The sequence below is a fragment of the Rahnella sp. ChDrAdgB13 genome (assembly GCF_017655185.1).
Taxonomy (GTDB): Bacteria; Pseudomonadota; Gammaproteobacteria; order Enterobacterales; family Enterobacteriaceae; genus Rahnella; species Rahnella contaminans.
On record NZ_JAEMGT010000100.1, the window covers coordinates 1 to 23,746 of the forward strand.

19 protein-coding genes and 1 pseudogene are annotated in these 23,746 nt (G+C 53.9%); 8 read left to right on the forward strand and 12 right to left on the reverse strand.

Features of this window, described 5'->3' with window-relative positions:
- Positions 1-208: 208 nt before the first annotated feature.
- Positions 209-1,885 (reverse strand): acetolactate synthase AlsS, encoded by a 1,677-nt coding sequence (alsS, locus tag J8X26_RS21630; protein ID WP_208951923.1) that lies wholly within the window; start codon positions 1,883-1,885, stop codon positions 209-211.
- A 26-nt stretch (positions 1,886-1,911) separates the two neighbouring features.
- On the reverse strand, positions 1,912-2,694 hold the full coding sequence (gene budA, locus J8X26_RS21635; RefSeq protein ID WP_208951924.1) for an acetolactate decarboxylase: 783 nt from the start codon (positions 2,692-2,694) through the stop codon (positions 1,912-1,914).
- 103 nt (positions 2,695-2,797) lie between these two features.
- Between budA and J8X26_RS21640 the strand changes: the two genes are divergently transcribed.
- A complete protein-coding gene (locus J8X26_RS21640) occupies positions 2,798-3,670 on the forward strand; it encodes a LysR family transcriptional regulator (protein WP_152325232.1) in 873 nt (290 codons plus the stop codon).
- Between the two features lies 1 nt (position 3,671).
- Here the strand turns inward: J8X26_RS21640 and J8X26_RS21645 are convergent, their stop codons facing one another.
- The 3 genes from J8X26_RS21645 to J8X26_RS21655 are packed head-to-tail and all read right to left on the reverse strand — an operon-like array spanning position 3,672 to position 6,058.
- Complete coding sequence (locus tag J8X26_RS21645) at positions 3,672-4,172, reverse strand: OmpA family protein (protein WP_208951925.1); 501 nt, start codon at positions 4,170-4,172, stop codon at positions 3,672-3,674.
- A gap of 15 nt (positions 4,173-4,187) precedes the next feature.
- Complete coding sequence (locus J8X26_RS21650) at positions 4,188-5,468, reverse strand: diguanylate cyclase domain-containing protein (RefSeq protein WP_208951926.1); 1,281 nt, start codon at positions 5,466-5,468, stop codon at positions 4,188-4,190.
- Between the two features lie 2 nt (positions 5,469-5,470).
- Positions 5,471-6,058 (reverse strand): YfiR family protein, encoded by a 588-nt coding sequence (locus tag J8X26_RS21655; protein ID WP_244370783.1) that lies wholly within the window; start codon positions 6,056-6,058, stop codon positions 5,471-5,473.
- Between the two features lie 586 nt (positions 6,059-6,644).
- On the opposite strand from J8X26_RS21655, the gene J8X26_RS21660 reads away from it, so the two are divergent.
- The 5 genes and pseudogenes from J8X26_RS21660 to J8X26_RS21680 all read left to right on the forward strand — a co-directional run bounded on the left by J8X26_RS21660 (position 6,645) and on the right by J8X26_RS21680 (position 14,110).
- Entirely contained in the window at positions 6,645-7,928 is a 1,284-nt protein-coding gene (locus tag J8X26_RS21660; RefSeq protein ID WP_208951927.1) for an HAAAP family serine/threonine permease, read from the forward strand.
- Between the two features lie 110 nt (positions 7,929-8,038).
- Complete coding sequence (locus tag J8X26_RS21665) at positions 8,039-9,406, forward strand: L-serine ammonia-lyase (RefSeq protein ID WP_152325228.1); 1,368 nt, start codon at positions 8,039-8,041, stop codon at positions 9,404-9,406.
- Positions 9,407-9,550: 144 nt separating this feature from the next.
- Entirely contained in the window at positions 9,551-11,203 is a 1,653-nt protein-coding gene (locus J8X26_RS21670; RefSeq protein ID WP_208951928.1) for a dihydroxyacetone kinase subunit DhaK, read from the forward strand.
- Positions 11,204-11,454: 251 nt separating this feature from the next.
- Positions 11,455-11,772 (forward strand): annotated as a pseudogene (locus tag J8X26_RS21675) (HipA domain-containing protein); the annotation flags it as partial.
- A 79-nt stretch (positions 11,773-11,851) separates the two neighbouring features.
- Positions 11,852-14,110, forward strand: coding sequence for a YgiQ family radical SAM protein (locus J8X26_RS21680; RefSeq protein ID WP_208951930.1), 2,259 nt, complete (start codon positions 11,852-11,854; stop codon positions 14,108-14,110).
- Here the strand turns inward: J8X26_RS21680 and rhaM are convergent.
- From rhaM to rhaB, 5 genes are all read right to left on the reverse strand, one after another.
- Positions 14,085-14,399: an L-rhamnose mutarotase gene (gene rhaM, locus J8X26_RS21685; protein ID WP_152325225.1), complete on the reverse strand. Its 315-nt coding sequence runs from the start codon at positions 14,397-14,399 to the stop codon at positions 14,085-14,087. The two genes, J8X26_RS21680 and rhaM, sit on opposite strands and share 26 nt — an antisense overlap.
- A 57-nt stretch (positions 14,400-14,456) precedes the next feature.
- The gene (gene fucO / locus J8X26_RS21690) at positions 14,457-15,605 is read right to left on the reverse strand and encodes a lactaldehyde reductase (protein ID WP_152325224.1); all 1,149 of its coding nucleotides are present in this window, start codon (positions 15,603-15,605) and stop codon (positions 14,457-14,459) included.
- A 135-nt stretch (positions 15,606-15,740) separates the two neighbouring features.
- Positions 15,741-16,565 (reverse strand): rhamnulose-1-phosphate aldolase, encoded by an 825-nt coding sequence (rhaD, locus tag J8X26_RS21695; protein ID WP_165058925.1) that lies wholly within the window; start codon positions 16,563-16,565, stop codon positions 15,741-15,743.
- A 54-nt stretch (positions 16,566-16,619) separates the two neighbouring features.
- Positions 16,620-17,876: an L-rhamnose isomerase gene (locus tag J8X26_RS21700; protein WP_152325222.1), complete on the reverse strand. Its 1,257-nt coding sequence runs from the start codon at positions 17,874-17,876 to the stop codon at positions 16,620-16,622.
- Positions 17,873-19,357, reverse strand: a complete 1,485-nt coding sequence (gene rhaB, locus J8X26_RS21705; RefSeq protein WP_208951931.1) for a rhamnulokinase — start codon at positions 19,355-19,357, stop codon at positions 17,873-17,875. Before rhaB ends, J8X26_RS21700 begins: the two co-directional genes overlap by 4 nt.
- Positions 19,358-19,699: 342 nt before the next feature.
- Between rhaB and rhaS the strand changes: the two genes are divergently transcribed.
- Together rhaS and rhaR are read left to right on the forward strand one after the other, a co-directional pair.
- Positions 19,700-20,527, forward strand: coding sequence for an HTH-type transcriptional activator RhaS (rhaS, locus tag J8X26_RS21710; protein ID WP_152325220.1), 828 nt, complete (start codon positions 19,700-19,702; stop codon positions 20,525-20,527).
- Positions 20,528-20,606: 79 nt separating this feature from the next.
- The gene (rhaR, locus tag J8X26_RS21715; protein ID WP_152325219.1) at positions 20,607-21,488 is read left to right on the forward strand and encodes an HTH-type transcriptional activator RhaR; all 882 of its coding nucleotides are present in this window, start codon (positions 20,607-20,609) and stop codon (positions 21,486-21,488) included.
- Between the two features lie 44 nt (positions 21,489-21,532).
- Here rhaR and rhaT read toward each other — a convergent pair whose 3' ends face one another.
- Together rhaT and J8X26_RS21725 are read right to left on the reverse strand one after the other, a co-directional pair.
- The gene (gene rhaT / locus J8X26_RS21720) at positions 21,533-22,567 is read right to left on the reverse strand and encodes an L-rhamnose/proton symporter RhaT (protein WP_208951932.1); all 1,035 of its coding nucleotides are present in this window, start codon (positions 22,565-22,567) and stop codon (positions 21,533-21,535) included.
- Between the two features lie 598 nt (positions 22,568-23,165).
- Positions 23,166-23,746 (reverse strand): GGDEF domain-containing protein (locus J8X26_RS21725; RefSeq protein WP_208951933.1); only part of this gene is annotated, 581 nt, incomplete at its 5' end.

A 23,746-nucleotide genomic window follows, 5' to 3' on the forward strand; every position in this document is an offset into this window, starting at 1 on the left:
CGTAAGGATTGCCTGAGAAAGTCAGCGACGAGGGGAGCTTTTATCTAAATCCGATTTATTCAACAAAGCCTGTTCAAAGTATTTTTTTAGAAAAACTATAGCAAGAGTTAAATTATTTTATGTTAAATAATTTTATTTATTTTTCATGTAACTTATTGTTTTTTTTAATTTTTTCACATTTCTGCGCCTTGCCATCATTTGAATCCCCCTAAAACATCGCCCCCATCTCCAGTTGTCCCATCAGCAACGCATTGTCACTGTAGTCCACCGGGACGGCAACGACGGCGGGGCCTTGTACGTCCATCGCGGCGCGGAGGGTGCTTTCCAGGGTTTCTGCGGAGGTGACGGCGAAACCTTTGGCGCCGAATGCGTCGGCGTAGGCTTTGAAATCAATCGGGCCGAACTGGATGCCGGAGGTGCGCTGATATTTTTTCTCCTCCTGGATGGCGACCATGTTGTAAGCCTCATCCACCCAGATGATGTGCAGCAAATTCACGCCCAGCCGGACGGCGGTTTCCAGTTCCATGCTCGATTGCATAAAGCCGCCGTCGCCGGAAACGGACACCACTTTGCGGCCGGGATCGACCAGCGCCGCGCCAATCGCCCACGGCAGCGCGACGCCCATGGTTTGCTGGCCGTTGGAAATCAGCACCTGACGCGCGCGGAAGCTGTAAAGGTAACGGGCGATCCAGATGTGGAAACTGCCCATATCGACGCATAACGTGACGTCGCTGTTGACGATGTCCTGCATTGCGCGCACCAGCCGCAGCGGGTGGATGGCGAACTGGTTCAGGCTCCGGCCTTTCTGATCCAGCAGCTCGCGTTGCTGGCGGCGGTCTTCCAGAATCGCGATGGACGAGGTGCTTAGCACGAAATGCTGCTGGATTTGTTCGGTCAGCAGATCGAGCGTGTCGGCGATGTCGCCCACCAGTTCGACATCCGGCAGGTACTCGCTGTCCGTTTCGGCGGGCATCACGTCGATATGCACCAGTTCAGCATTCTCGTTATTCCACTGCGCCGGTTCGTACTCGACCGGGCTGTAGCCGATGGTGATCACTAAATCGGCATTGCGCAGCAGGCGGTCACCGGCCTGATTATTGAATAAACCCACGCGCCCGGCGAACCGGTGGAACGACGCCTGGTCGATAACACCGGCGGCCTGATAGGTGCTGGTGACCGGCAAATCGCTTTTATGCAGCAGACGTCGGATTGCCGCCGCATTACGCGGCTGGCTGGCCATCAGGCCGAGCAGCAGAACCGGGTTTTTGGCCTGTTTTAACAGACGCGCGACCTGCAAAATGGCGTCGTGCGGCGCGCTGCCCAGAACGGGCGGCTGTGATGTCAGCAGTTTGCCGCTGGCGGGTTCGTTGACGATGTCCATCGGCAGGCTGATGAACGCTGCGCCCGGACGCCCGAATTCGGCGGCGCGAAAGCCGTTTGCCATCACTTCGGCCAGCGCGGAAGACGAGGTCACTTCCGCAGAATATTTGGTTACCGGGCGGAACATCGCGACGGTATCCATCGTCTGGTGAACCTGTTTTACGTGGTCGGCACGTTTTACCGCGCCGCCGAGTGCGACCAGCGGATCGCCTTCTGATGTCGCTGTGGCAACGCCGGTGATGAGGTTGGAGCAGCCGGGGCCGGATGTCACCAGCGCGACGCCCGCTTTGCCGGTCAGGCGGCCGACGGCACCGGCCATAAAGGCGGCGTTGGCTTCGTGGCGAACCGGAATGGTGGTGATGGTGGAGTCGATCAGGGAATCAAATACGCGGTCGATTTTTGCGCCGGGAATGCCGAAGACGTGTTTTACGCCCTGCGCTTCAAGCTGTGCGACCACCAGATCTGCGCCGCATTTCCATTCGATTTTAGGGTCTGAGTTTTTCATGGTGTTTTCCTTTTACCTGCGGGCTGTTAACTCTCAACGGACTGAATCGCATCGTTTAAATCATCGGGATTTAAATCGGCATGCAGGAAATCGCTGTCCTGCGGGAAGTCGATCAGCAGCTTTTCAACGGTGCCGAACGTGAGCACGCCGCTCTCAACCTGATAATCCAGAACGTGGCCGCCGCTGCTGCGTTCCTGATTAATAAAGTGTTCGTGATAGCCCGCCACATTGATGCCCTGCATATACGCCGGGGTCAGAAAACCAATCAGCACGCCCTGGCTGTGCTCGATGTGAAAGGTTGGCTGGGCCTCGATGGCTTCCAGCATCGGTTTATACGGGCGCTTTTGTTCCGGCACGGTGCGCGTCTCCACCCGGCTGAATTCACCGTCAATGCGCAGCGCACAGAAGGTGTTCTGGCTGGCCACGGCGCTGTCAATCACCGCGTGGATCTGCTCGCGGGTATGCGGTTTTTCAATCAGGTATTCATTCGTAGGATTAAAGAATGTCATCACCGCAAACGGGGTTTTTTGTTCGGGCAGGGCGCGTCGTGCGCTGCCGTCGCCACGCAACTGGAAGATATTGCTGTTAAAAGCAATCAGTTCTCCGTCGAGATGGTTAAAAGTGCCGAGGCCAAAATCGCCGTGTTCCAGCAGGTCGGCCATGGTGGTTTCGCCCTCGTAGACGCCGCTGAGCAGGGCACTCATCAGGGATGACTGGTACAACACGCGGTCGGTATATCTTTGGGTAAACGCCGAGGCGGTGCGGGCGAGTTCGGCAACGCAGGAACAGGAATCAGAATGGGTTTTCATGCAGGAAGCTCCGGTCGAATGATTAACTTATCTGATTAAAGGTTGACGCGATTCAGCCAGAAGTTCCAATATGACGAGGTGTTCACTTTGAGACGTTTTTGATATGGAACTTCGTCATCTGCGCTATTTTGTCGCGGTAGCAGAGACGGGCCACTTCACCCGTGCTGCCGAACAACTGGGGATTTCCCAGCCTCCATTGAGCCAGCAAATCCAGCGGCTCGAACATGAAATCGGAACCCCTTTACTCAAGCGCCTGACCCGTGGCGTCGAGCTGACCGAAGCCGGAAAAGTGCTCTACGACGACGCTCAGACGATCATCAAACTCACCGATGCCGCCCTTGAACGTACCCGTGCTGTGGCGCGCGGAATGAACGGGACATTGCGTATCGGCTTCGCCACATCCACGGCTTTTAACCCGCAGGTTTTTGCGCTTCTGCATCGGTTCCGGGATAAATATCCGGGCATCGTGCTTGAGCCGCAGGAAAAGGATATGGCGGGGCTGATGACTGCAATGGGTGAGGGCGCGCTGGACGCGGCGTTTATCCGCCTGCCTTGCGAACGCAGTAAAGACTTCAGTTTTAAGGTGCTGGATATCGAAGAAATGATGGTGGCGCTGCCGAAAAAGCATCCGCTCAGCCAGGAGAAAGAGGTGCGTCTGGCGGCGCTGCGCCACGATACGCTGATCACTTTTCCGCGGGATTTATCGCCGGGGTTGTACGACGCGGTGACGCAGGCGTGTGAAGAGGCCGGTTTTACGCCGCGCTACGGGCAGCAATGTCCGCAAATTACGTCGTCGCTGAGTATGGTGGCAACAGGATTTGGTTATGCGCTGGTTCCGGCGTCGCTCAGTAAAATTGATGAGACTCACGTACGCTGTCTGCCCCTGGCAGGGCAGACATTAACCACGCAGATAGCGCTGGCCTGGCGACGTACGGATAACTGCAAGGCCGCGCTGCATCTGGTGGGATTACTCTAAATTACACCACGATAATCACAGAAACCCGGCGGTTCTGCGCGCGCCCGGCCTGTGTTTTATTGCTGGCAACGGGCTGGCTCTGTCCTAATCCACGGGTATGGATATTGGCGCGCGGCATTCCGGCGTCGGCAAAGGCGGCGGCAACGGTATTGGCGCGGCGCAGCGACAGGTCGTTGTTGTAGCTGGCGTCGCCGTAGTTATCGGTATGGCCGTCGAGGTTCACTTTGTTCAGGCCTACGTGCAAAAGTTCGCCCGCCAGCTTTTCCACCGACTGCTTACTTTCAGCGGAAAGTTTGTCCTGATTATTGCCAAACAGAACTTTGGCATCCAGGCCTAGTTCCCAGCCGGCATCCGTTTGGGTGAAGCCATTTTTTTGCAGAACAGCGATTTGTTCCGGGGTTAATCCGGTCACCGGTTTGGCCTGGCAGGCCGCCAGGAAAATAATGCAAAGTGCCATTCCGGCATACCGGCACCAGGTTTTGAAACGATTGTTATTATGCATGTGTGTTAACTCCTTTTAGTCTTTCATCACGACAGGAAGCGGCATTCCTGAAGAAACATGCCAGCAACTGCCGGATATCTTTTTCGAGCGATACATCGCTTCGTCGGCTTTTTCGAGCAGTTCTTTCGCGCTGTTCGCCTGCGAAGGCGACAACGCAATACCGATACTCAGGGAAACATCCAGTGTCTTGTTATTGAGCAGGATCACCGGTGTTTTCATGATGTCGACAATCCGCTCGGCGAAGGCCACGGCTTCCGCCGTGGAAATCATCGGATCGAGCAGGATAGCAAACTCATCGCCCCCCAGACGCGCCAGCACATCGCCCTGACGCAGCGTTTTTGCCAGCCGTTCGCCGATCACCATCAGCACACGGTCCCCGGCGGCATGCCCCAGCGTGTCATTGATCTCTTTAAAGTTATCGACATCAATAAACAGCAGAGCCAGCGACAGAGGCGGACGCATCGGGTTGAAGCACTGATTTAGGGTATCAATAAAGAACGCGCGATTATGCAGACCCGTCAATCCATCGTGCAACGCTTTTTGCGTCAGCGAACTGTTTTCGTTGCGCATGTGGTTTTCCCAGGCTTCCAGCTCGGTCAGCAGGCTGTTGAAGTCCTGGCTCAGCGTATGGAGCTCGACAATCGGGGCGGAGGGTACGCGCAGATTGAAAGAGCGGTTAGCGCTCACTTCGTGCGTAACGTGCGTAATATGGCCCAGCGCATTGACAATCCCTTTCTGCATCCGGCGCGAAAAATACAGCGCGACCAGCGCCGTCAGCACCAGACAACCCAGCAGGCTAAGCACGGTTTCCAGCAGGAAACCAATCAGGCTGGTGCCGTTACCGGCGAGCCAGATGGTGCCAATGACGGAACCGGAGTGGATCACCTGCGTGGTAATCGGCTCCGGGAAAGCGAGGTGCCCGACGAACTGGCCGAGCTTGTCCCAGTTAGTGTTAATCGGGCGCTGCCACTCCGTGAATGTCGCACCGGCAGGCGTCAGGATTTTTGCCTGCGTAAAATCACCGCGTTTGGCGATGAACTCCAGCGAGTCGTGTGCGGCCGCCGGATCGTTAAAGACCAGCGCCGCTTCCGTGGTGTAGCCAATCGCGCGCGCCGTCAGCTCAAGCTTGCTTTGGGCATGCGAACGCAAAGCGATCAGGGCCAGCAGGGTGAGTAAAAAGCCTGCCAGACCAATCGCCGTCACAATAACAATCACATGGATTCTGTTCAGAGCTGCGCTTAACGTCGTGCGCGGGCTCTGCTGTTCTGTGTCAGGAACAGGAATTTTATTTTCCATGGTCACTCCTTTTCCCTGGCAAGTTGTAATACGGCGGGATTAACCCGTACGCCGCTGCGGGACAGCGTATCCAGATTCAATTTAAAACCGGTGTGCTGAGCTGTAATCACCAGACAAAATGCGTTCAGTAATGCGCAGGCATCATCCTGCTCGCCAATGGTCAAAATCGAATGCCCTTCCAGGCGCTGGTGTAAATCTGTCTGTTGTGCGGCGGTTGTACTGCCGGAATAAATGGCGTTGCACTCCGACGTTAGCAGCGGGCTGTCTATCGGAAGGGTTAAAACCTTAAGGGATCTGCCGGAAAATGCGCTGCCGTCCGGCGTTAATTGCGCGGCATATTTTACCGGCGGAATGATGCACAGCGTCAGCGCCGAGGAGGTGGTGCCGTCAGGCCAGCGCGAATAGCTGAGAATGCCGTTGACCGTCTGCGCGACGGCGGCGTTCGTGGCCGCATCACCGGTTTCTGCCACACCGGGCGCCAGCGGAACGGCCAGAAGCAATGTCAGCAGCGCAAAGCCATACACAGCCTTCAAAAAACGGCGGGAATGAGTCTTCACTGACAGGCAAAAAAGAGTTCGGGCTTTTCCCATTGAGTCGCTCAGCGTTTTCTTCCGGTTGAAATTATTTCTCCGGAATAAGAATAACTTTATCGGCATGAGTTCTGAAAGCGTCAGTAAGAAATTTTTCAACTTGTTACGCCGCCTGCTTTGTTTCGAAATTTTTACACAAGGCAGGCAAATGGCGCATCCTGAAGCAGGGGTAATGATTTGGGTGCGAAAGCTGTTTGTTTTTTAGTCAGTTCAGAGCTGCCAGAAACGGCGATAAATAATACACTTTGCTGGCAATTCAACCGTTATTTAAATAATAGTCACGTGGATAACAAAATATGACAAAAAATAAATGTTATCGGAATCACTAATTGATGAATTAAAATTGCAGGAAATGTTAATGATTTTGAATTTAAAGGAATATCAGGCGGAAATATTTAGTTATTCGTGATCATGATCTCAAAGCCAGGTTGTTCCCCAGATTTTTATGCTGCTGATAGGTATCATGCCCGCATTAATGGTATGTTTTATCCGTCAGGGTGGTTTTTTTGATGACGGGTGCAGTAAAAAAACATCAACCATTCCTGGGGAAAACGGAATTATTTTTATAATTAGGTACTGAGGAATCATGGATAATACAACAATCGGGACGCTGTCTAAAAAATCGGTAAGTTCCTGGCGTAAAACTGACACCATGTGGATGTTAGGCCTCTACGGAACGGCAATTGGTGCAGGTGTTCTATTTCTTCCTATTAATGCAGGGATTGGCGGTTTAATTCCGTTAATCATCATGGCAATTCTTGCCTTCCCAATGACTTTCTTTGCTCACCGTGGATTAACACGCTTTGTATTATCCGGTAAGAATGCGGGCGAAGATATTACGGAAGTTGTTGAAGAGCATTTCGGTATTTCAGCCGGTAAGTTAATTACCCTGCTTTATTTCTTCGCGATTTATCCCATCCTTTTAGTTTACAGCGTGGCCATTACCAATACGGTTGAGAGTTTTATTACTCACCAGATGCACATGAATGCGCCACCGCGTGCGTTGCTGTCATTGGTTCTGATCCTCGGCTTAATGACGCTGGTACATTTCGGGCAGGAAATGATCGTGAAAGCGATGAGCATTCTGGTCTTCCCGTTTGTTGCCGTGCTGATGGCACTGGCGCTGTACCTTATTCCTAACTGGAATACGTCGGTATTTGAAAACGTGTCTCTGTCCGGTAACGGCGTGGGTCATGGCATGTTGATGACGCTCTGGCTGGTCATTCCGGTGATGGTGTTCTCCTTCAACCATTCCCCGATCATCTCTTCTTTTGCTGTCGCAAAACGTAAAGAGTACGGCGAAGATGCTGAGAAAAAATGCTCCCGTATTCTGGCATTTAGCCACATCATGATGGTGCTGACGGTGATGTTCTTCGTCTTCAGCTGCGTCCTGAGTCTGTCTCCGGAAAACCTGATGGAAGCAAAAGCACAGAACGTTTCCATTCTGTCTTATTTAGCTAACCATTTCTCTAACCCGGTGATTGCTTATATCGCGCCATTTATTGCCTTTATTGCGATTACTAAATCTTTCCTCGGTCATTATCTGGGCGCGCGTGAAGGTTTTAACGGTATGGTGATTAAATCTCTGCGCAGCAAAGGAAAAACAATTCCTCTGCCAGCGCTGAACCGTTATACCTGTATCTTCATGTTATTAACCACCTGGTTAGTCGCAACGCTGAACCCAAGTATTTTAGGAATGATTGAAACGCTGGGTGGCCCGATTATTGCGATGCTGTTATTCCTGATGCCGATGTATGCCATTCGCAAAGTACCCGCGATGAAAAAATACAGCGGTCATATCAGTAATGCGTTCGTGGTTATTATGGGGTTGATTGCCATGTCTGCCATTGTATTTAGTCTGATGGATTAATTCATTCAATCGTAATATCCGGTGAGCGGGTGTTATTCCGCTCACTGCTTCGGTTTTATCCACCGTCATCTTTATTTATTCCTTAATCCTATTCAGACATGGAGTCTATCGTGATCAGCGTCTTCGATATTTTCAAAATTGGTATTGGTCCTTCCAGTTCGCATACTGTCGGCCCGATGAAAGCCGGGAAAATATTCACTGATGAACTTATCTCTTCAGGCCATATTGACCAGACAACCCGCGTTGCTGTGGATGTTTACGGATCTTTATCTTTGACCGGTAAAGGTCATCATACTGATCTGGCTATCATTATGGGGCTGGCCGGCAACATGCCGGATGACGTTGATATCGATGCGATCCCCGGTTTTATACACGAGGTGGAAACTTCCGGTCGTCTGATGCTGGGCAAAGGAGCGAAAGAAGTGGATTTCCCGGCCGGTTCCGGCATGAATTTCCACACCAGCAATTTGCCCTTGCATGAAAATGGCATGTCCATCAGCGCTTTTAATGGCGATGAACTGCTGTATACCCGGACCTACTATTCTATTGGCGGCGGTTTTATTGTCGAAGCCAGCAAATTTGGCGTACAGGACGAAAACCCTGTCGTGCGTCCGTACCCGTTCCGTTCGGCCAGCGATCTGCAAAAACATTGCACGGAAACCGGCCTGTCGTTGTCGGCGCTGATGCTGAAAAACGAACTGGCGGGACATACCCGTCACGAAATCAGCGATCACTTTGCTGCCATCTGGAATGTGATGAGTGAAGGGATCACCCGCGGAATTCATACGGAAGGGTTATTGCCCGGTCCGATGAAAATCAACCGTCGTGCAGCGGCTCTGCGTCGCATTCTGGTCACGCAGGATAAAAATAACGTCGATCCGATGGGCGTCGTTGACTGGATCAACATGTACGCCATGGCGGTGAATGAAGAAAATGCTGCAGGTGGCCGTGTAGTGACTGCGCCGACCAACGGCGCGTGCGGGATTATTCCGGCCGTTCTGACGTATTACGATCAGTTTATCCGCCCGATCAGTCCCGATTCCTACAGCCGTTTCTTCCTCGCGTCGGGCGCCGTCGGCATTTTGTTCAAAATGAATGCGTCGATTTCCGGTGCCGAAGTCGGTTGTCAGGGCGAAGTCGGCGTGGCCTGTTCCATGGCGGCGGCGGGTCTGACCGAGCTTCTGGGTGGCAGCACCGCGCAGGTCTTTATGGCGGCAGAAATCGCGATGGAGCACCATCTCGGGCTGACCTGCGATCCGCTGGCCGGACAGGTTCAGGTGCCGTGCATTGAACGAAATGCGATTTCAGCGGTGAAAGCCGTTAACGCCTCGCGCATGGCGCTTCGCCGTACCAGCGAGCCGCGCGTTTGCCTCGATAAAGTCATCGAAACCATGTACGAAACCGGCAAAGACATGAACTCGAAGTACCGTGAAACGTCCACAGGTGGTCTGGCGATTAAAGTTTTAGCCTGTAATTAATCCTCTTTTTACCTCATTTCTGAAAAGGCGGGAAACCGCCTTTCCCGCTCCCTTCGCGCATTTTCCCTGTGTTATGTTTTTGGTTATCTATACTTTTTCATTACCTCTCCACACCTGGAAAACAGTTAAAAGGAAAAGCTCTGCATGTCTAAATTTTTTATGAATGACCGCAAGACTCTGATTAACGATGTGATCGAAGGGGTGATCCTGACCTCTCCCTACAAAAATCTGGCGAAGCTGGACATTGATCCTGCAATCCGCGTGGTCGTGCGGCGCGACTGGGATAAGAAAAAAGTCGCGCTGATTTCCGGCGGCGGTTCCGGACATGAACCGGCGCACGTCGGTTTTGTCGGTAAAGGGATGCTGACGGCGGCAGTGTGTGGCGAAGTGTTTGCTTCGCCGAGCGTTGACGCGGTGCTCAACGCCATTGTTGCGGTGACCGGGAAATCGGGCTGCCTGCTGATTGTCAAAAACTACACTGGCGACCGTCTCAACTTTGGTCTTGCGGCAGAAAAAGCCAAAGGCATGGGATACAACGTCGAACTGGTGATGGTGTCTGATGACATTTCCCTGCCAGATAACAAACAGCCGCGTGGCATTGCGGGCACGGCGCTGGTTCACAAGATTGCCGGTTATGCGGCCGAACAGGGCAAATCCCTGAAAGAAGTGACCAAAATTGCCCAACAGGCTATTGATGCGACGGCCAGTATCGGCGTGGCGGCAGCCGGTTGTAACCTGCCCGGCGGCGGGGAAGATGAAGAAGAACAGCGCATTGAGTCCGGCCACGTTGAGCTGGGTTTGGGCATTCACGGCGAACCGGGCGTATCGACCATGAAAACCCAGAACAGCAAAAAAGTGATTGATACGCTGGTCGGAAAACTTCAGGAACATGTGAAGAAAAGCGACAAACTGGCAGTGCTGGTCAACAACCTCGGTGGCGTTTCGCCGCTGGAGATGAATCAGCTGACTAAAGAGCTGGTGCATTCCGCGCTCGGCGGTTCAATCCGTTATCTGATTGGCCCGGCGTCGCTGGTCAGCGCGCTGGATATGAAAGGTTTCTCACTCTCGGTGATTGCGCTCAAAGGCGGCATCGAAGAAGCATTGCTGGCAGAAGTTGAAGCGTCCGGCTGGCAGCCGCTGGTGAAACTGGAAAAACTGGCGACCAAAAAAGGTAAGAAGATCAGCGAGAAGAAAGTCGCGAAAGCCTCGTCTAATGCGGCGGTCGGCAAAATTGTCGAAACCATCACGCAGACGCTTTCTGACCTCGAAGATGAACTGAACAAGCTGGATGCCAAAGTCGGCGACGGCGATACCGGTTCAACGTTTGCCAGCGGTGCGCGGGATATTCAGAAACAGAACAAAGGAAAAAAACTGCCGCTGAACAATGTGGCCGATCTCCTCGGCGTCGTCGGCGATCGTCTGGCCGTCGTGATGGGCGGATCCAGCGGTGTACTGATGTCGATCTTCTTCACGGCGGCGGGCAAAAAGGTGGCGGAAGGCGAGAAGCTGCCGAAAGCGCTGCTGTTTGGCCTGGAGCGGATGAAACATTATGGCGGCGCCGATCTCGGCGATCGCACGATGATCGACGCGCTGCAACCTGCGCTGGAAGCATTAGGCAAAAAAGAGGCGCTGAAGGGCGCTGCTAAAGCTGCGGCCAAAGGTGCAAAAGACACCGCCAGCATGAAAAAAGCCAATGCCGGTCGTTCTTCATATCTCAACAGCAACAGCCTGAAAGGCGTGAAAGATCCGGGCGCGGTCGCCGTCGAAAAAGTGTTCGAGGCACTGGCGAAGAAATAACGTTGTCATTGCGTTGAGAAGTCATAAAAACAAAAGGCCTGCGGGGAAACCAGCAGGCCTTTTTTATAGGGTCATTATTATGACCTTTAAGTGTCTATTTATGACGTTAGGGTCTTTTAGGTATCCCTTATCAAAATAAACTCGACTAATTTTATGACGAAATGCTTCGACAGGGACGGCAACCGTAAAATTCATTATCAGTCGCTTTGCGCAATGGATCATGCGGATTATAAGCAGACAGCTACGAGCAATTTTTCTCACTCATGCGGGTGCTGCGTCAGAGCAAAAGTGATCCTTTAGAGTTGTATCGCCGGAGGGTATTTAACATCGTCGCCCGAAATCATGATGACCACACAAAGAACTTCGGTTTTATTTTGAATGAAGATTTTCAATGGAAACTTGCTCCGGCTTTTGACATGGCTTACAGCTACAAACCGGGTTCGCCAGGGGTGAATTCCCATCAGTTATCGCTGAATGGCAAGCGTGATCATTTTACCCGTCAGGATCTCCTGATCCCCGCAGGCCTTATTTCGTACACAAAAACAAAAACTGATCTAAATCAAATCTGAGTGATTTGCCCGCCCGTCGAAATTTTAGCCCCCGTATAATTTGCGGCCAATTATTTGCCGTCGAACGAAGAACCTCCTAATGCCAATCAGCCTGATCCAACCTGATCGCACATTGTTTTCTTACCCGCGCTACTGGGCCGAATGCTACGGTACAGCGCCGTTTTTCCCGATGACACGGGCGGAGATGGATGAACTTGGCTGGGACAGTTGCGATGTGATCGTGGTGACCGGCGATGCGTATGTCGATCACCCGAGTTTCGGGATGGCGATCATCGGCCGCATGCTGGAAGCGCAGGGGTTTCGCGTGGGGATCATCGCGCAGCCGGACTGGACCAATAAAGACGATTTTATGCGGCTCGGGAAGCCGAACCTGTTTTACGGCGTGACCGTCGGAAATATGGATTCGATGATCAACCGTTACACCGCTGACCGGAAATTGCGCCATGACGATGCTTACACGCCGGGCAATGTCGGCGGCAAACGCCCCGATCGCGCAACGCTGGTGTACACGCAGCGCTGCAAAGAAGCCTACAGCGATGTGCCGGTTTTACTCGGCGGTATTGAAGCCAGTTTGCGGCGTATCGCGCATTACGATTACTGGTCCGATACCGTGCGCCGTTCGGTGCTGGTGGATTCCAAAGCTGACATGCTGATTTACGGCAACGGCGAGCGACCTCTGGTGGAAGTGGCGCACCGGCTGGCGGCGGGCGAGTCGATTGCAGATATTCACGACGTGCGAAATACCGCCGTGATGCGCAAAACTGCGCTGATTGGCTGGAGCGGGGTGGATTCCACGCGGCTCGATAAGCCCGGTAAAATTGAGCCGATCATGAACCCGTACGGCGAGGATTTACCCTGCTCCGAAGGGGAACTTCCTGCGCCGGATGCGCCGCAGCCGATTACCGTTCGTGCGCCAAAGCCGAAGCCGTGGGAGAAAACCTACGTTCTGCTGCCGTCGTTCGAAAAAGTGAAGGGCGACAAAGTGCTGTACGCCCATACCTCGCGTATTTTGCACCACGAAACTAACCCGGGTTGTGCGCGGGCGCTGATGCAAAAACACGGCGATCGCTATGTGTGGATTAATCCTCCGGCGATCCCGCTGTCCACGGAAGAAATGGACGAAGTGTTTGGCCTGCCTTTCCAGCGCGTGCCGCATCCTTCTTACGGCAAATCCGCGATCCCGGCGTATGACATGATCCGTTTTTCGATCAACATCATGCGTGGTTGCTACGGCGGTTGCGCGTTTTGCTCGATCACTGAACATGAAGGGCGGATCATTCAGAGCCGTTCGGAAGAGTCGATCGTGCGCGAAATCGAAGAGATCCGCGACAGCGTGCCCGGCTTTACCGGCGTGATTTCCGATCTTGGTGGCCCGACGGCAAACATGTATATGCTGCGCTGCCAGTCGCCAAAAGCCGAACAAAGCTGCCGACGCGCATCCTGCGTTTATCCTGAAATCTGTACGCACATGGACACCAACCATGAGCCGACCATCAATCTCTACCGCCGCACGCGCAGCCTGAAAGGCATCAAGAAAATCCTGATTGCGTCCGGCGTGCGTTATGACCTGGCGGTGGAAGATCCGCGTTATATCAAAGAGCTGGCCGAACATCACGTCGGCGGTTATCTGAAAATTGCGCCGGAGCACACCGAAACCGGGCCGTTGTCGAAAATGATGAAACCGGGAATGGGCAGTTATTACCGGTTCAAAGAGCTGTTCGACAGCTATTCCAAACAGGCCGGAAAAGAGCAGTATCTGATCCCGTATTTCATCTCTGCCCATCCGGGGACGCGAACGGAAGATATGATCAATCTGGCGCTGTGGCTTAAGAAGAACCGCTTCCGGCTGGATCAGGTGCAGAACTTCTATCCGTCACCGCTCGCCAGCGCGACCACCATGTATTACAGCGGCAAAAATCCGCTCGGGAAAGTGGATTACAAAAGTGAGGACGTGGTGGTGCCGAAAGGCGATCGTCAGCGTCGCTTGCATAAAGCGTTGCTGCGTTATCACGATCCGGTGAACTGGCCGGTGATCCGCGAAGCGCTGAGGGCGATGGGTATGCGCCGCCTGATCGGCATCCGCCCGGATTGCCTGGTGCCTCCGGACGGCTTTGATCCGAAATTTACGCCATCACGTTCCGGGAAAGACAAACCGGCCGCGACGCGTTTCACCGGATCCAAAGCGCAAAATCCGGCGACCGGAAAAGGTAAATCCACCGAATTCCGTGCAGGGAAAAAACCGGCGGCGGCCAGACCGGCTCAGGGGAAAAACGGTCAGTCTGCCGCGCAGGGAAAAAGCGGGGAACAGCGGGTTAATCGAGGTAAAAGACCGGCTTAAGATCGCTGCTGATCGGGCTGTTATCGGCATTGGCAGGCATCACGTCTGCCATATGCTTCCACCATTGCTGGCAGATTTCCGTCTTCGCCACGGCGTTCCATCTTTCTTCTGATTCAATCTCCACATACCCGAACAGCAGGTTACGTTTTTCATCGAGAAAAATGCTGTAGTGGTGCGCGCCGTGTGCTTTCAGGGTCTCCGCCAGTTCCGGCCAGATCGGTGTATGCCGCCGCTGATATTCCGCATGCGCATTCGGGTTGACCTGCATAACGAAGGATTTACGGATCATTCGAATTCTCCTGGTTTGGTTTTCTCCCTCCCCTGCGAAGGGGGAGGAGAAAAGAAGTCACATCGCTTTCATGTAAAGCTCGCGCACTTCTTCGCGCGTAGCGGTTCCCGGGTTGCACGGCGCGCAAGGGTCAGCCAGCGCTTTGTCGAGCCAGCCTTCAATGTCGGCTTCGACTATGCCTAATGCTCTGAATCCTGATGGAATTCCCACTCTCGCCGACAAATCACGGATCGCTTTAATCGCCGCAATGCTGGCCTGCGTTTCGCTGATGCCCTGCGTATTCACGCCCATGGCGCGTGCGATATCGGCAAAACGATGCGGGGCGGAAGCACGGTTAAATTCTTCCACGACCGGCAGCAGAATGGCATTACAGACGCCGTGCGGCAGGTTGTGCGTCGCGCCTGGCTGATGCGCCAGCGCATGCACTAATCCCAGCCCGGCGCTGTTAAACGCCATCCCGGCCAGATATTGTCCCTGCGCCATTTTCTCGCGCGCTTCAATATTATCGCCATGATCCACCGCTTCTGGCAGCCAACGGGTAATGGTCGAGATCGCCGCCAGCGCCGTCGGATCGGTCAGCGGATGCGCGCCGACAGAAACATAGGCTTCGATGGCGTGCGTCAGGGCGTCCATACCGGTGGCTGCGGTAACGTCTGCGGGGATCTTCAGCATAATCGACGGATCGTCCACCGCGATATCCGGGATGAGATTCGCATCGATAATGACTTCTTTTACCTGACGCTGGCTGTCGATGATCACCGCATTACTGGTCAGTTCCGCAGCGGTACCGGCCGTGGTGTTGACCGCCACCAGAAATACGCCCGGTTTCGTCACTTTGCCGACGCCGGAATAAATCGTCACCGGCCCCGGATTGGCTGTCAGAATTTTGATGCCTTTTGCGGTATCAATCGGGCTGCCGCCGCCGAAACCAATCAGGTAATCGCAATGATTTTCCTGATACTGACGGAAACCTTCGTCTACGTGTGCGGAAGTCGGATTAGGCACCACGCCGCCGTATAACGCATACGGCAGTCCGGCGGCTTTCAGTGCGGAGAACAGGCCATCGAGCAGACCTAACTCGACCAGCTGACCGTCAGTGACGATCAGCGCTTTGCCCGGTTGTTTTGTCGCCAGCATCGCAACCATATCGCTGATCGCGCCCTGGCCGTGGAGGCTGATTTTTGGAAGAGCAAGCATGAAACTCATAAAATTCCCTCTCATATTTTATTTAAAATCAATATCCTGACCGCGCGGCTCCTGATCTGCGCCGGTCCCGGCGACAGGAAACTTTCCGTCGTTCCTGTGCCGGGTTTTTAATAAGTGGGAGCCTTAATGGCCGGTTCAGGCTTTTAAAGCGGCCTCAAAAGGTGTGACGTCAAAACGTTTAGCCAGCGCAATCAGCTCGTCGGTTTGGATCGTCTGTTTCATCCCACCCATTGAAATCACTTTCACCAGTATTTCCGCTGATTTTTCCGCGGTGTCGATCAGACCAAAGGCGTCATCAAGCGTCGGGCCGCAGCCGAAGATCCCGTGGAAGGCCCACAGCACCAGGCTGTGATGTTGCATCCGGTCGGAAGTGGCTGCGCCGATGCCGTCGGTGCCCGGGACCATCCACGGCACAATGCCCACGCCGTCGGGGAAGACCACCAGACATTCGGTGCTGCATTCCCACAGCTTGCGGGTGATTTTCGCGCTGTCGGGTTCGAGCACATAGGTCAGCGCAATCAGGTTGGTGGCGTGGCAGTGCATGATCACGCGATCCTGCCCGTTTGTGACGCGTTTACGCACAGCGTGTGATTGCAGATGGGAGGCCAGTTCTGACGTCGGCAGGCCGCCCGCGGTCAGGCCCCAGAGGATTTTGTAGCTGGCGCCTTTGTCATCGAGCTGAATAACGGTCAGCGCTTCGGCAGGGGCGAGCTGCACATTGCGGAAGAATTTGCCGGAGCCGGTCACAATGAAATATTCGTTAGCCAGATCCGGCGCGTGCTGGGTCAGTTCAACCTGACGCGGCTGGGCGTAAAAATCATTTTTGTACGGTGCCACATCTTCCGGTAGCAGACGCATACTGACGTTGCCGCCGTTGCGCTCGTCCCAGCCTTTCAGCCACATATCGGTGGTCGCTTTGACCATGCCCTGTACAAACCACGCGCTAAATAATGTTTTCATCAGTTCTTTCCTGCGAATAAGGTGAATGCTTTTCAGCCATAAATTATTCGATAATCAGCGTTTTGCCAGCACGCTGGTTTCGTAATGACGAACGGTATCCAGCCACTGAGCGCCGACCGGCACGTCGTGACGCTGGCAATACATGTCCCAGACGGCCTGCCACGGCAGCGATTTTTGTTCTTCCAGCAGGGCCAGGCGGCCGGTGTAATCGCCTTCGACTTCCAGTTTTTTCAGCAGGTCGGTCGGTTCCAGCAGCGCTTTCAGCAAGGCTTTTTTCATGTTGCGGGTGCCAATAACCCAGGCGGCGATGCGGTTGATGGAAGCGTCGAAGAAATCCAGCCCGATATGCACGCGGTTGAACAGGTTATGGCGCACGATTTCGCTGGCGATGGCCTGCGTTTCGTCATCCAGCAGCACGACGTGGTCGCTGTCCCAGCGCACCGGACGGCTGACGTGCAGCAGCAGGCGCGGCACATACAACATGGCGGCCGAGATTTTGTCGGAGATCACTTCGGTCGGATGGAAATGCCCGGCATCGAGGCACAGCGCGGTGCCGCGGCTGGCGGCGTAGCCCAGATAGAATTCGTTGGAGCCGACGGTGTAGCTTTCAGAGCCGATGCCGAAAAGTTTGCTTTCGACGGCGTCGATGTGTTCGGTGATATCAAACTTCTCGGCAATTACTTCGTCGAGCGCACTCATCAGGCGCTGGCGCGGTGCCAGACGATCCACGGTGACATCTTTCATGCCGTCCGGAACCCAGATATTCATGACGGAAGGCGTGCCCAGCGCGCGACCAAAGGAGGCGGAAACGCGACGGCTGGCCTGACAATGTTCAATCCAAAACTGGCGGATTTCCGGATTAGCGCTGGAGAGCGTGAAGCCGTCCGCGCTCATCGGATGCGAGAAACAGGACGGGTTAAAGTCCAGACCCAGTTTGTTTTTCTTCGCCCAGTCGACCCAGCCGGTGAAATGCTTCGGTTCGATTTCATTGCGCGGAACCGGATTATCGGATTCCAGATAAATAGCATGCAGATTCAGGCGATTAGGGCCGGGGATCATTGAGATCGCCAGTTCTAAATCCGCCCGCAGCTGTTGTGCATTCCGCGCTTTGCCGGGGTAATTGCCGGTCGCCTGAATACCGCCGGTCAGCCCGCCTTCCGGATTTTCAAAACCCGCGACGTCATCCCCCTGCCAGCAATGAATGGAAACCGGCAGGGAATCGAGTTGTTTGATTGCGGCTTCGGCATCAATGCCCAGCTGGGCAAAACGTTCTTTGGCTAGCGTCCATGCGTGATCGATAGATGAAGTCATACTGCGAGCTCCTCATTGGCGTGACAGAGCGCCTGAAAACGGCGCCAGTGAATTGGGAAATCCTCGTGAATACGGGGGAGGTAATGGCGTTGTTCGAAATTCGTGGCGACTATGCGACGAAATTCAGCGGCATCTTTTACGGCATCAAGGGCCATCAGCTGGCAGCCGATATTGCCAAGCGTGGAGGCTTCAACCGGCCCGGCGCTGACGTTTACCTGACAGGTGTCTGCGCAAAGCTGGTTCAGGAACTGGTTCTGGCTGCCACCACCGACAATGTGAATGTCGCGAAGCGGCTCGCCTTGCAGCTTCGCCAGCTGAACGGCCACCTGCCGGTACAACATGGCAAGACTGTCGAAAATACAGCGCGCCAGTTCAGCCGGTGAGATCGGAACCGGTTCTCCCGCCTGCCCGCAGGCTTCGCGGATGGCATCGACCATTGACGGCGGATTGATAAAGCGGTCTTCATTCGGGTTAATCAGATAGGTGAACGGCGGGACGTTTTTGGCCAGCGTAATTAATGAAGGCAGATCCTGAATATTCAGTTCGCGGCAGACGCGCTGGAACAGCCATAACCCCATAATATTGCTCAGTACGCGGTAGCTGCCGTTGATGCCGCCTTCATTAGTGACATTGTCGTGCATCGCGCCGGCGTGATTGAACGCTTTCGGGCTTTCGATGCCCATCAGCGACCAGGTGCCGGAACTGATATAGGCGCTGTGCGTGCCGGTGAGCGGCGCGGCCACGACTGCGCTGGCGGTGTCATGCGTGGCGACACTGAAAACGGGTACGCTGCGGCCGCGCGGGCTGTGCCACAGGCCGGGAGAATGGCCGGGCTGGCTCGGTTTTGTCAGCCATTGACGCGGTACGCCTGCCAGTTTCAGCAGATCTTCATCCCAGTCGCCGGTGGAAATATTCAGCATCTGCGTGGTGCTGGCGTTGGTGTATTCCTGATTCAGCTTGCCGGTAAGACGGTAAAGGAAATAATCCGGGATCATCAGCAGATGCGCGGCTTTTTCTACGACCTCAGGATGCTGTTCGCTCAGTGCACGCAACTGATAGAGCGTATTAAACGGCATAAACTGGATGCCAGTTTTCTGGTAAATCGCTTCGCGGCTCAGCTGTTGCTCCATCCGCGCCATGACGCCTTCGGTGCGGTTGTCGCGGTAGGAAACGGGCAACCCTACACGCTGGCCGTATTCGTCGATCAGGACATAATCCACGCCCCAGGTATCAATGCCGATACCGTCGAGCTGAATGCCCGACGCATCCAGGCGGTTCAGCCCCTCGAGAATGTGCTTTTCAAGCGCATCAAGATCCCAGGTTTCGTGACCGTCTACGTGCATCAGGTTATTGGGAAAACGGTGAATTTCTTTCAGCGTCAGCGTTGCTGCCGGGTCTGCATCGTGGCGGGTAAACGTCGCCAGCATTACCCGGCCGCTGGAAGCGCCGAGGTCAATAGCGGCAAGATGGTGAGTTCTCATAGCGGCCATTCCTTATTGAATATGCGGCCAGTGTAAGGGAGGCGTTGCGGGGTCACCTTCCGGTGATTGCCATCGGTTTTGACGGGATGGCAGCATTAAAAAGGTAGATGCGAGGCAGATCACAGATCAGCCGAAAGCTGGCGCTGGCGAGGTTTTGCAAACGGGGATGCGGGCGGGGCGGGCGACTGTGATCTTCGCCGCAGATCTGTTGCGTGGTGGGGTGAATCTTAAAAATCTGACCGTTTATGACGTTTTTCACGCCGCCGTTTGAAGGCAAGAACGGCACGCGCAGGGTAGGGTTGTTTTCCGAAGCATCATGATTTCCTGAACCGGAGGCGATAAATGACGTTACTGAAGGGTGATGATTATTTTGCGGCACCTGAGCTGACTGTGACGGTTGAGCGGCGTCTGCCGCAAGACGTTTTCCCGGAGCATTACCACGATTTCCACGAGATTATGCTGGTGGAAAGCGGATCGGGCGTGCACATCTTTAATGACAATCCGTATACCCTGACCGCCGGAACGGTGTGTTTTGTCCGCGCCAGCGATCATCATTTGTTTGAAAACGTGGATAACCTGCGGCTGACCAATGTGCTTTTCCGTTCGCCAAAAGCGTTTCGCTTTATTCAGGATGTCGGCCATTTTCTGCCACAGGAGCATCACTATCAGTCGCAGATCCACTGGCAGCTCAGCCCGTGCGTGTTGCATCAGGTTCTGAACTGTATCGCGCAGCTGGAAGCGCTGCCCGCCAGTGTGGAAATGGAACACATCGCCACGCGCGAAAGCCTGTTTTTACAGTTGCTGATCCTGCTTTATCAGGACTGTTTTCAGCCACAATTGCGAGATACCTCGGAAAACAAGGTTAACCAACTTTTGCAATGGCTCCAGTCACATTACAGTGAGGACGTTAACTGGACCGAGGCCGCAGAACGTTTTTCGCTGGCGCTGCGCACGCTGCACCGGCAGATGAAGCATTACACCGGCATGACGCCGCAGCGGTATCTCAACCGCCTGCGCCTGCTGGAAGCCCGCCGTCGTTTACATCACAGCGATCAGAGCATTACGGATATCGCTTATGCCTGCGGGTTCAGTGACAGTAACCATTTCTCGACGCAGTTCCGTCGGGAATTTTCGGTGTCGCCAAAACTCATGCGTGATCAGCTACGTTAAGCGGTGCCTCTCGTGCGCTCAGGTTTTTGCCTGAGCCGCCTCGTTTATCTTGCCGTCAAACGGGTATGGGATTGCTGCTATGTCTTTAAGACTCAATAAAAATGACCTCTTTCTGACCGGGATGAACTCGGTGGTGGTAGAAGAGCGCCATCCGCAGGCGGATTTCCCCACCCATGACCACGATTTCGATGAACTGGTGATCGTCTGGCGTGGCAACGGTATGCATATCTGGAACGATATTCCCTATCCCATTACCTGCGGCGACCTGTTTTACATCAACGCCAGAGACCGGCACAGCTATGAATCGGCCAATGAACTGGCGCTCGATAATGTGCTGTTTTGCCGCGAACGTTTCCGGCTGGAAGCCGACTGGGCGCAATTATTGCCGGGAGAAAATGCCAGCCAGGAACAGCGTTACTGGCGGCTGAGCACGCTCGGGATGTCCGTTTTGCGCGATAAAGTGGATGAGCTGGCGAAGGAGTGTATGAAATCCGAGCCGCTGTCTGTTCAGCTGAGCGAAGCGTTGCTGATGCAGCTGGCGCTGCTCTTGCTGCGCTTCCGGCACCGGCCAGACAGCGGTGTGTTGCCCGACGCACATCAGCTGGATTTATTGCTTATGGCGCTGCGGGCAGGCATTGCCGAACCGTTCCATCTGGAGACGTTTTGTCAGCAACATCAGTTGAATCCCCGCAGCCTGCGCGCGTTATTCAAGCAACACACCGGGCTAAGCGTGATGAACTATTTACGCCAGCTCAGGTTGTGCCGGGCAATGAGTTTGCTGCGTTATGGCAACAAGGCGATTGGTGACGTGGCCGCCGAATGCGGCTTTGACGACAGTAATTATTTTTCCGTGGTGTTCAACCGTGCGTACGGTGTTTCCCCGAGGGATTACCGGCAGCGGTTTATTGCTCAGGCCAAAAAGACGCCGCCGCAGCCTTTTTCGCTGATTGCGGCGGATTGATAACGGCAAAGCACGCTCTGCCGCCAGGGTTTACGGTGGAAAAATCAGAGTGCCATTCCCAGCCCGACGATATTGGCAGCCAGAATAATCACCAGCGCACCTAGGCAGAGAATGCGAACCGGTTTTCTGCCGACGCCCGCCCATTCTTTCAGAACAAGACCGATGATCCCGCCACACAGCACGTAGAAACTCATGTGCAACATCCAGCTCATGTAGTCGTATTCGATGGGAATGCTCGCGTGTCCCCAGGCGTAAAAGAAGAATTGCAGATACCACATGGTGCCGCCCAGGATGGAGAACAGGATATTGGCCACCAGCAGAGATTTCGCCACGGACATGTCTGCCCTGAATGAAAGGTTTTTTCGTGTCGCAAGACGGATGATGCAAAAACCGAGGTTGACGAGAGCGCCGCCGCCCATGATCACTACATAACTTGGGAGGGCAACGTAGAGCGGGTCGATGCCCAGTGCGCGTGCTGCGTCGTGCATCGGCACCGCTGCACTCATCGCAAACGACATCCCGGCGGAGAAAATCCCGCACATCACCGCCAGAATCAGCCCTTTTTTCAGGTTAAATTCTTCCGCCTGAATCCCCAGCGCTTTCTCTTTCAGATAACCCGCATAACTGACAATCGCCACGCCAATCACCGCCACAAGCACGCCGAGCAACGTTAACCGGCCACCGGCGGTACCGAACAGCATACCGATTTTGCCTTGCAGGACCGGGGTCATCAGCGTGCCGATAATCAGGGTGATCCCGATGGCGATGCCTATCCCCAGCGACATCCCGAGATAGCGCATCGTGAGGCCGTAGTTGATGTTCCCGATGCCCCACATCGCGCCGAACAGGAAAACCGGCAGCAGGGTGGCAAAGCTGAACGAGCCGTAATACGCCCAGAAATCGGGCAGAAGTACGTAGCTCACCGCCCACGGTAAAATAATCCAGGAAAAGAAACCGCCCAGCGACCACATGGTCTCCCAGGACCAGCTTTTCACTTGCTTGAAAGGTGCATAGAAGCAGGCTGCGCTGGCCGCTCCTATCAGATGCCAGATAATCCCTAAAACTATCGAACTGTTCATACACCGGACCTTTTGTTATGTAGAGAAACAGAGTGGTAATGAGGTGAATAAGCCTGCCGTAACACGCTGATCCGTCAGAAGTCAGTACGGCGGGTGGGCAACAGTGTAAGAAGTGTTCGATCAGGGAGCCTTCCGGTCAGTGCCACGGGAAAATAGCCTCTGGCACTCGCCGGAAGGTGGGCGTGAGAGAGTTCACAAATTTTGAAACAGGCTAAATAATGGCGTTAAAACAATAAAGTAGACGGGTTTTGTAACATAAAACCTGGCGGGAAAAAGCAATATTCTGTGGGGGCGATGAGAAAACAACGTCGGGATTAGGATTATTTTTATACATCTTATTTTTGTGGGGATTTACAAAATGAAAGGGTTATTTAAGCAGGGCGTTCAGTCAGGCGGGTAACAGGGTTTTGTAACATTCAATAAGGTAAACAAGCTGTTTAACTTTCAGCCTGAACCATTAATCAGGCCGAAAGTTGAATGATTATGCAGTGATAATGAATGAGCGCACTTTATTATCGAACAGGGCGGCAGCATCATTACCGCTGGCAAAAATAATAACAATGAGCGCGCTGTTATCAATGCTACTTTCCGGCAATTATCAGGCTAATTTTTCTTCAGCGATTTCGTGGCGCTCATTATTCTCTTCCCATGCATAAAATATTTTATTACGCCCGCTATTTTTGGCTTTATACAGTGAGGCGTCAGCGTTGCCCAAGGCACTAATAAAATCGCCCTCTTCCAGCGCAGCTAACCCGGCGCTGACGGTAACGTGAGTCGAGACCTGTGCGTTAAACAAATGCGGGATATTCAGGCCCAGAACCTTATTCTGAATGCGTTCTGCCATCCGGATTGCGTGTTCCTGCTTCACGTTCGACATCAGCACCAGAAACTCTTCTCCGCCATAACGAACGACCACATCCCGCGAACGTACGGCGTCACGAATGGCGGCAGAAACGCGCACCAGCGCCTGATCGCCCATGCTGTGGCCGTAATTGTCGTTGTAGGCTTTGAAGTGATCGATATCGAGCAGCATCACGTAATGGCCGGAAGCCTGATTAAAGAGGGTTTCCAGCTTGTTCTGCAAACCACGGCGGTTGTACAGGCCGGTGAGCGGATCCAGCATACTGAGATCGCTGAACTTTTCCCTTTCGCTGTAGAGATTCGACACCATGCGGCGGG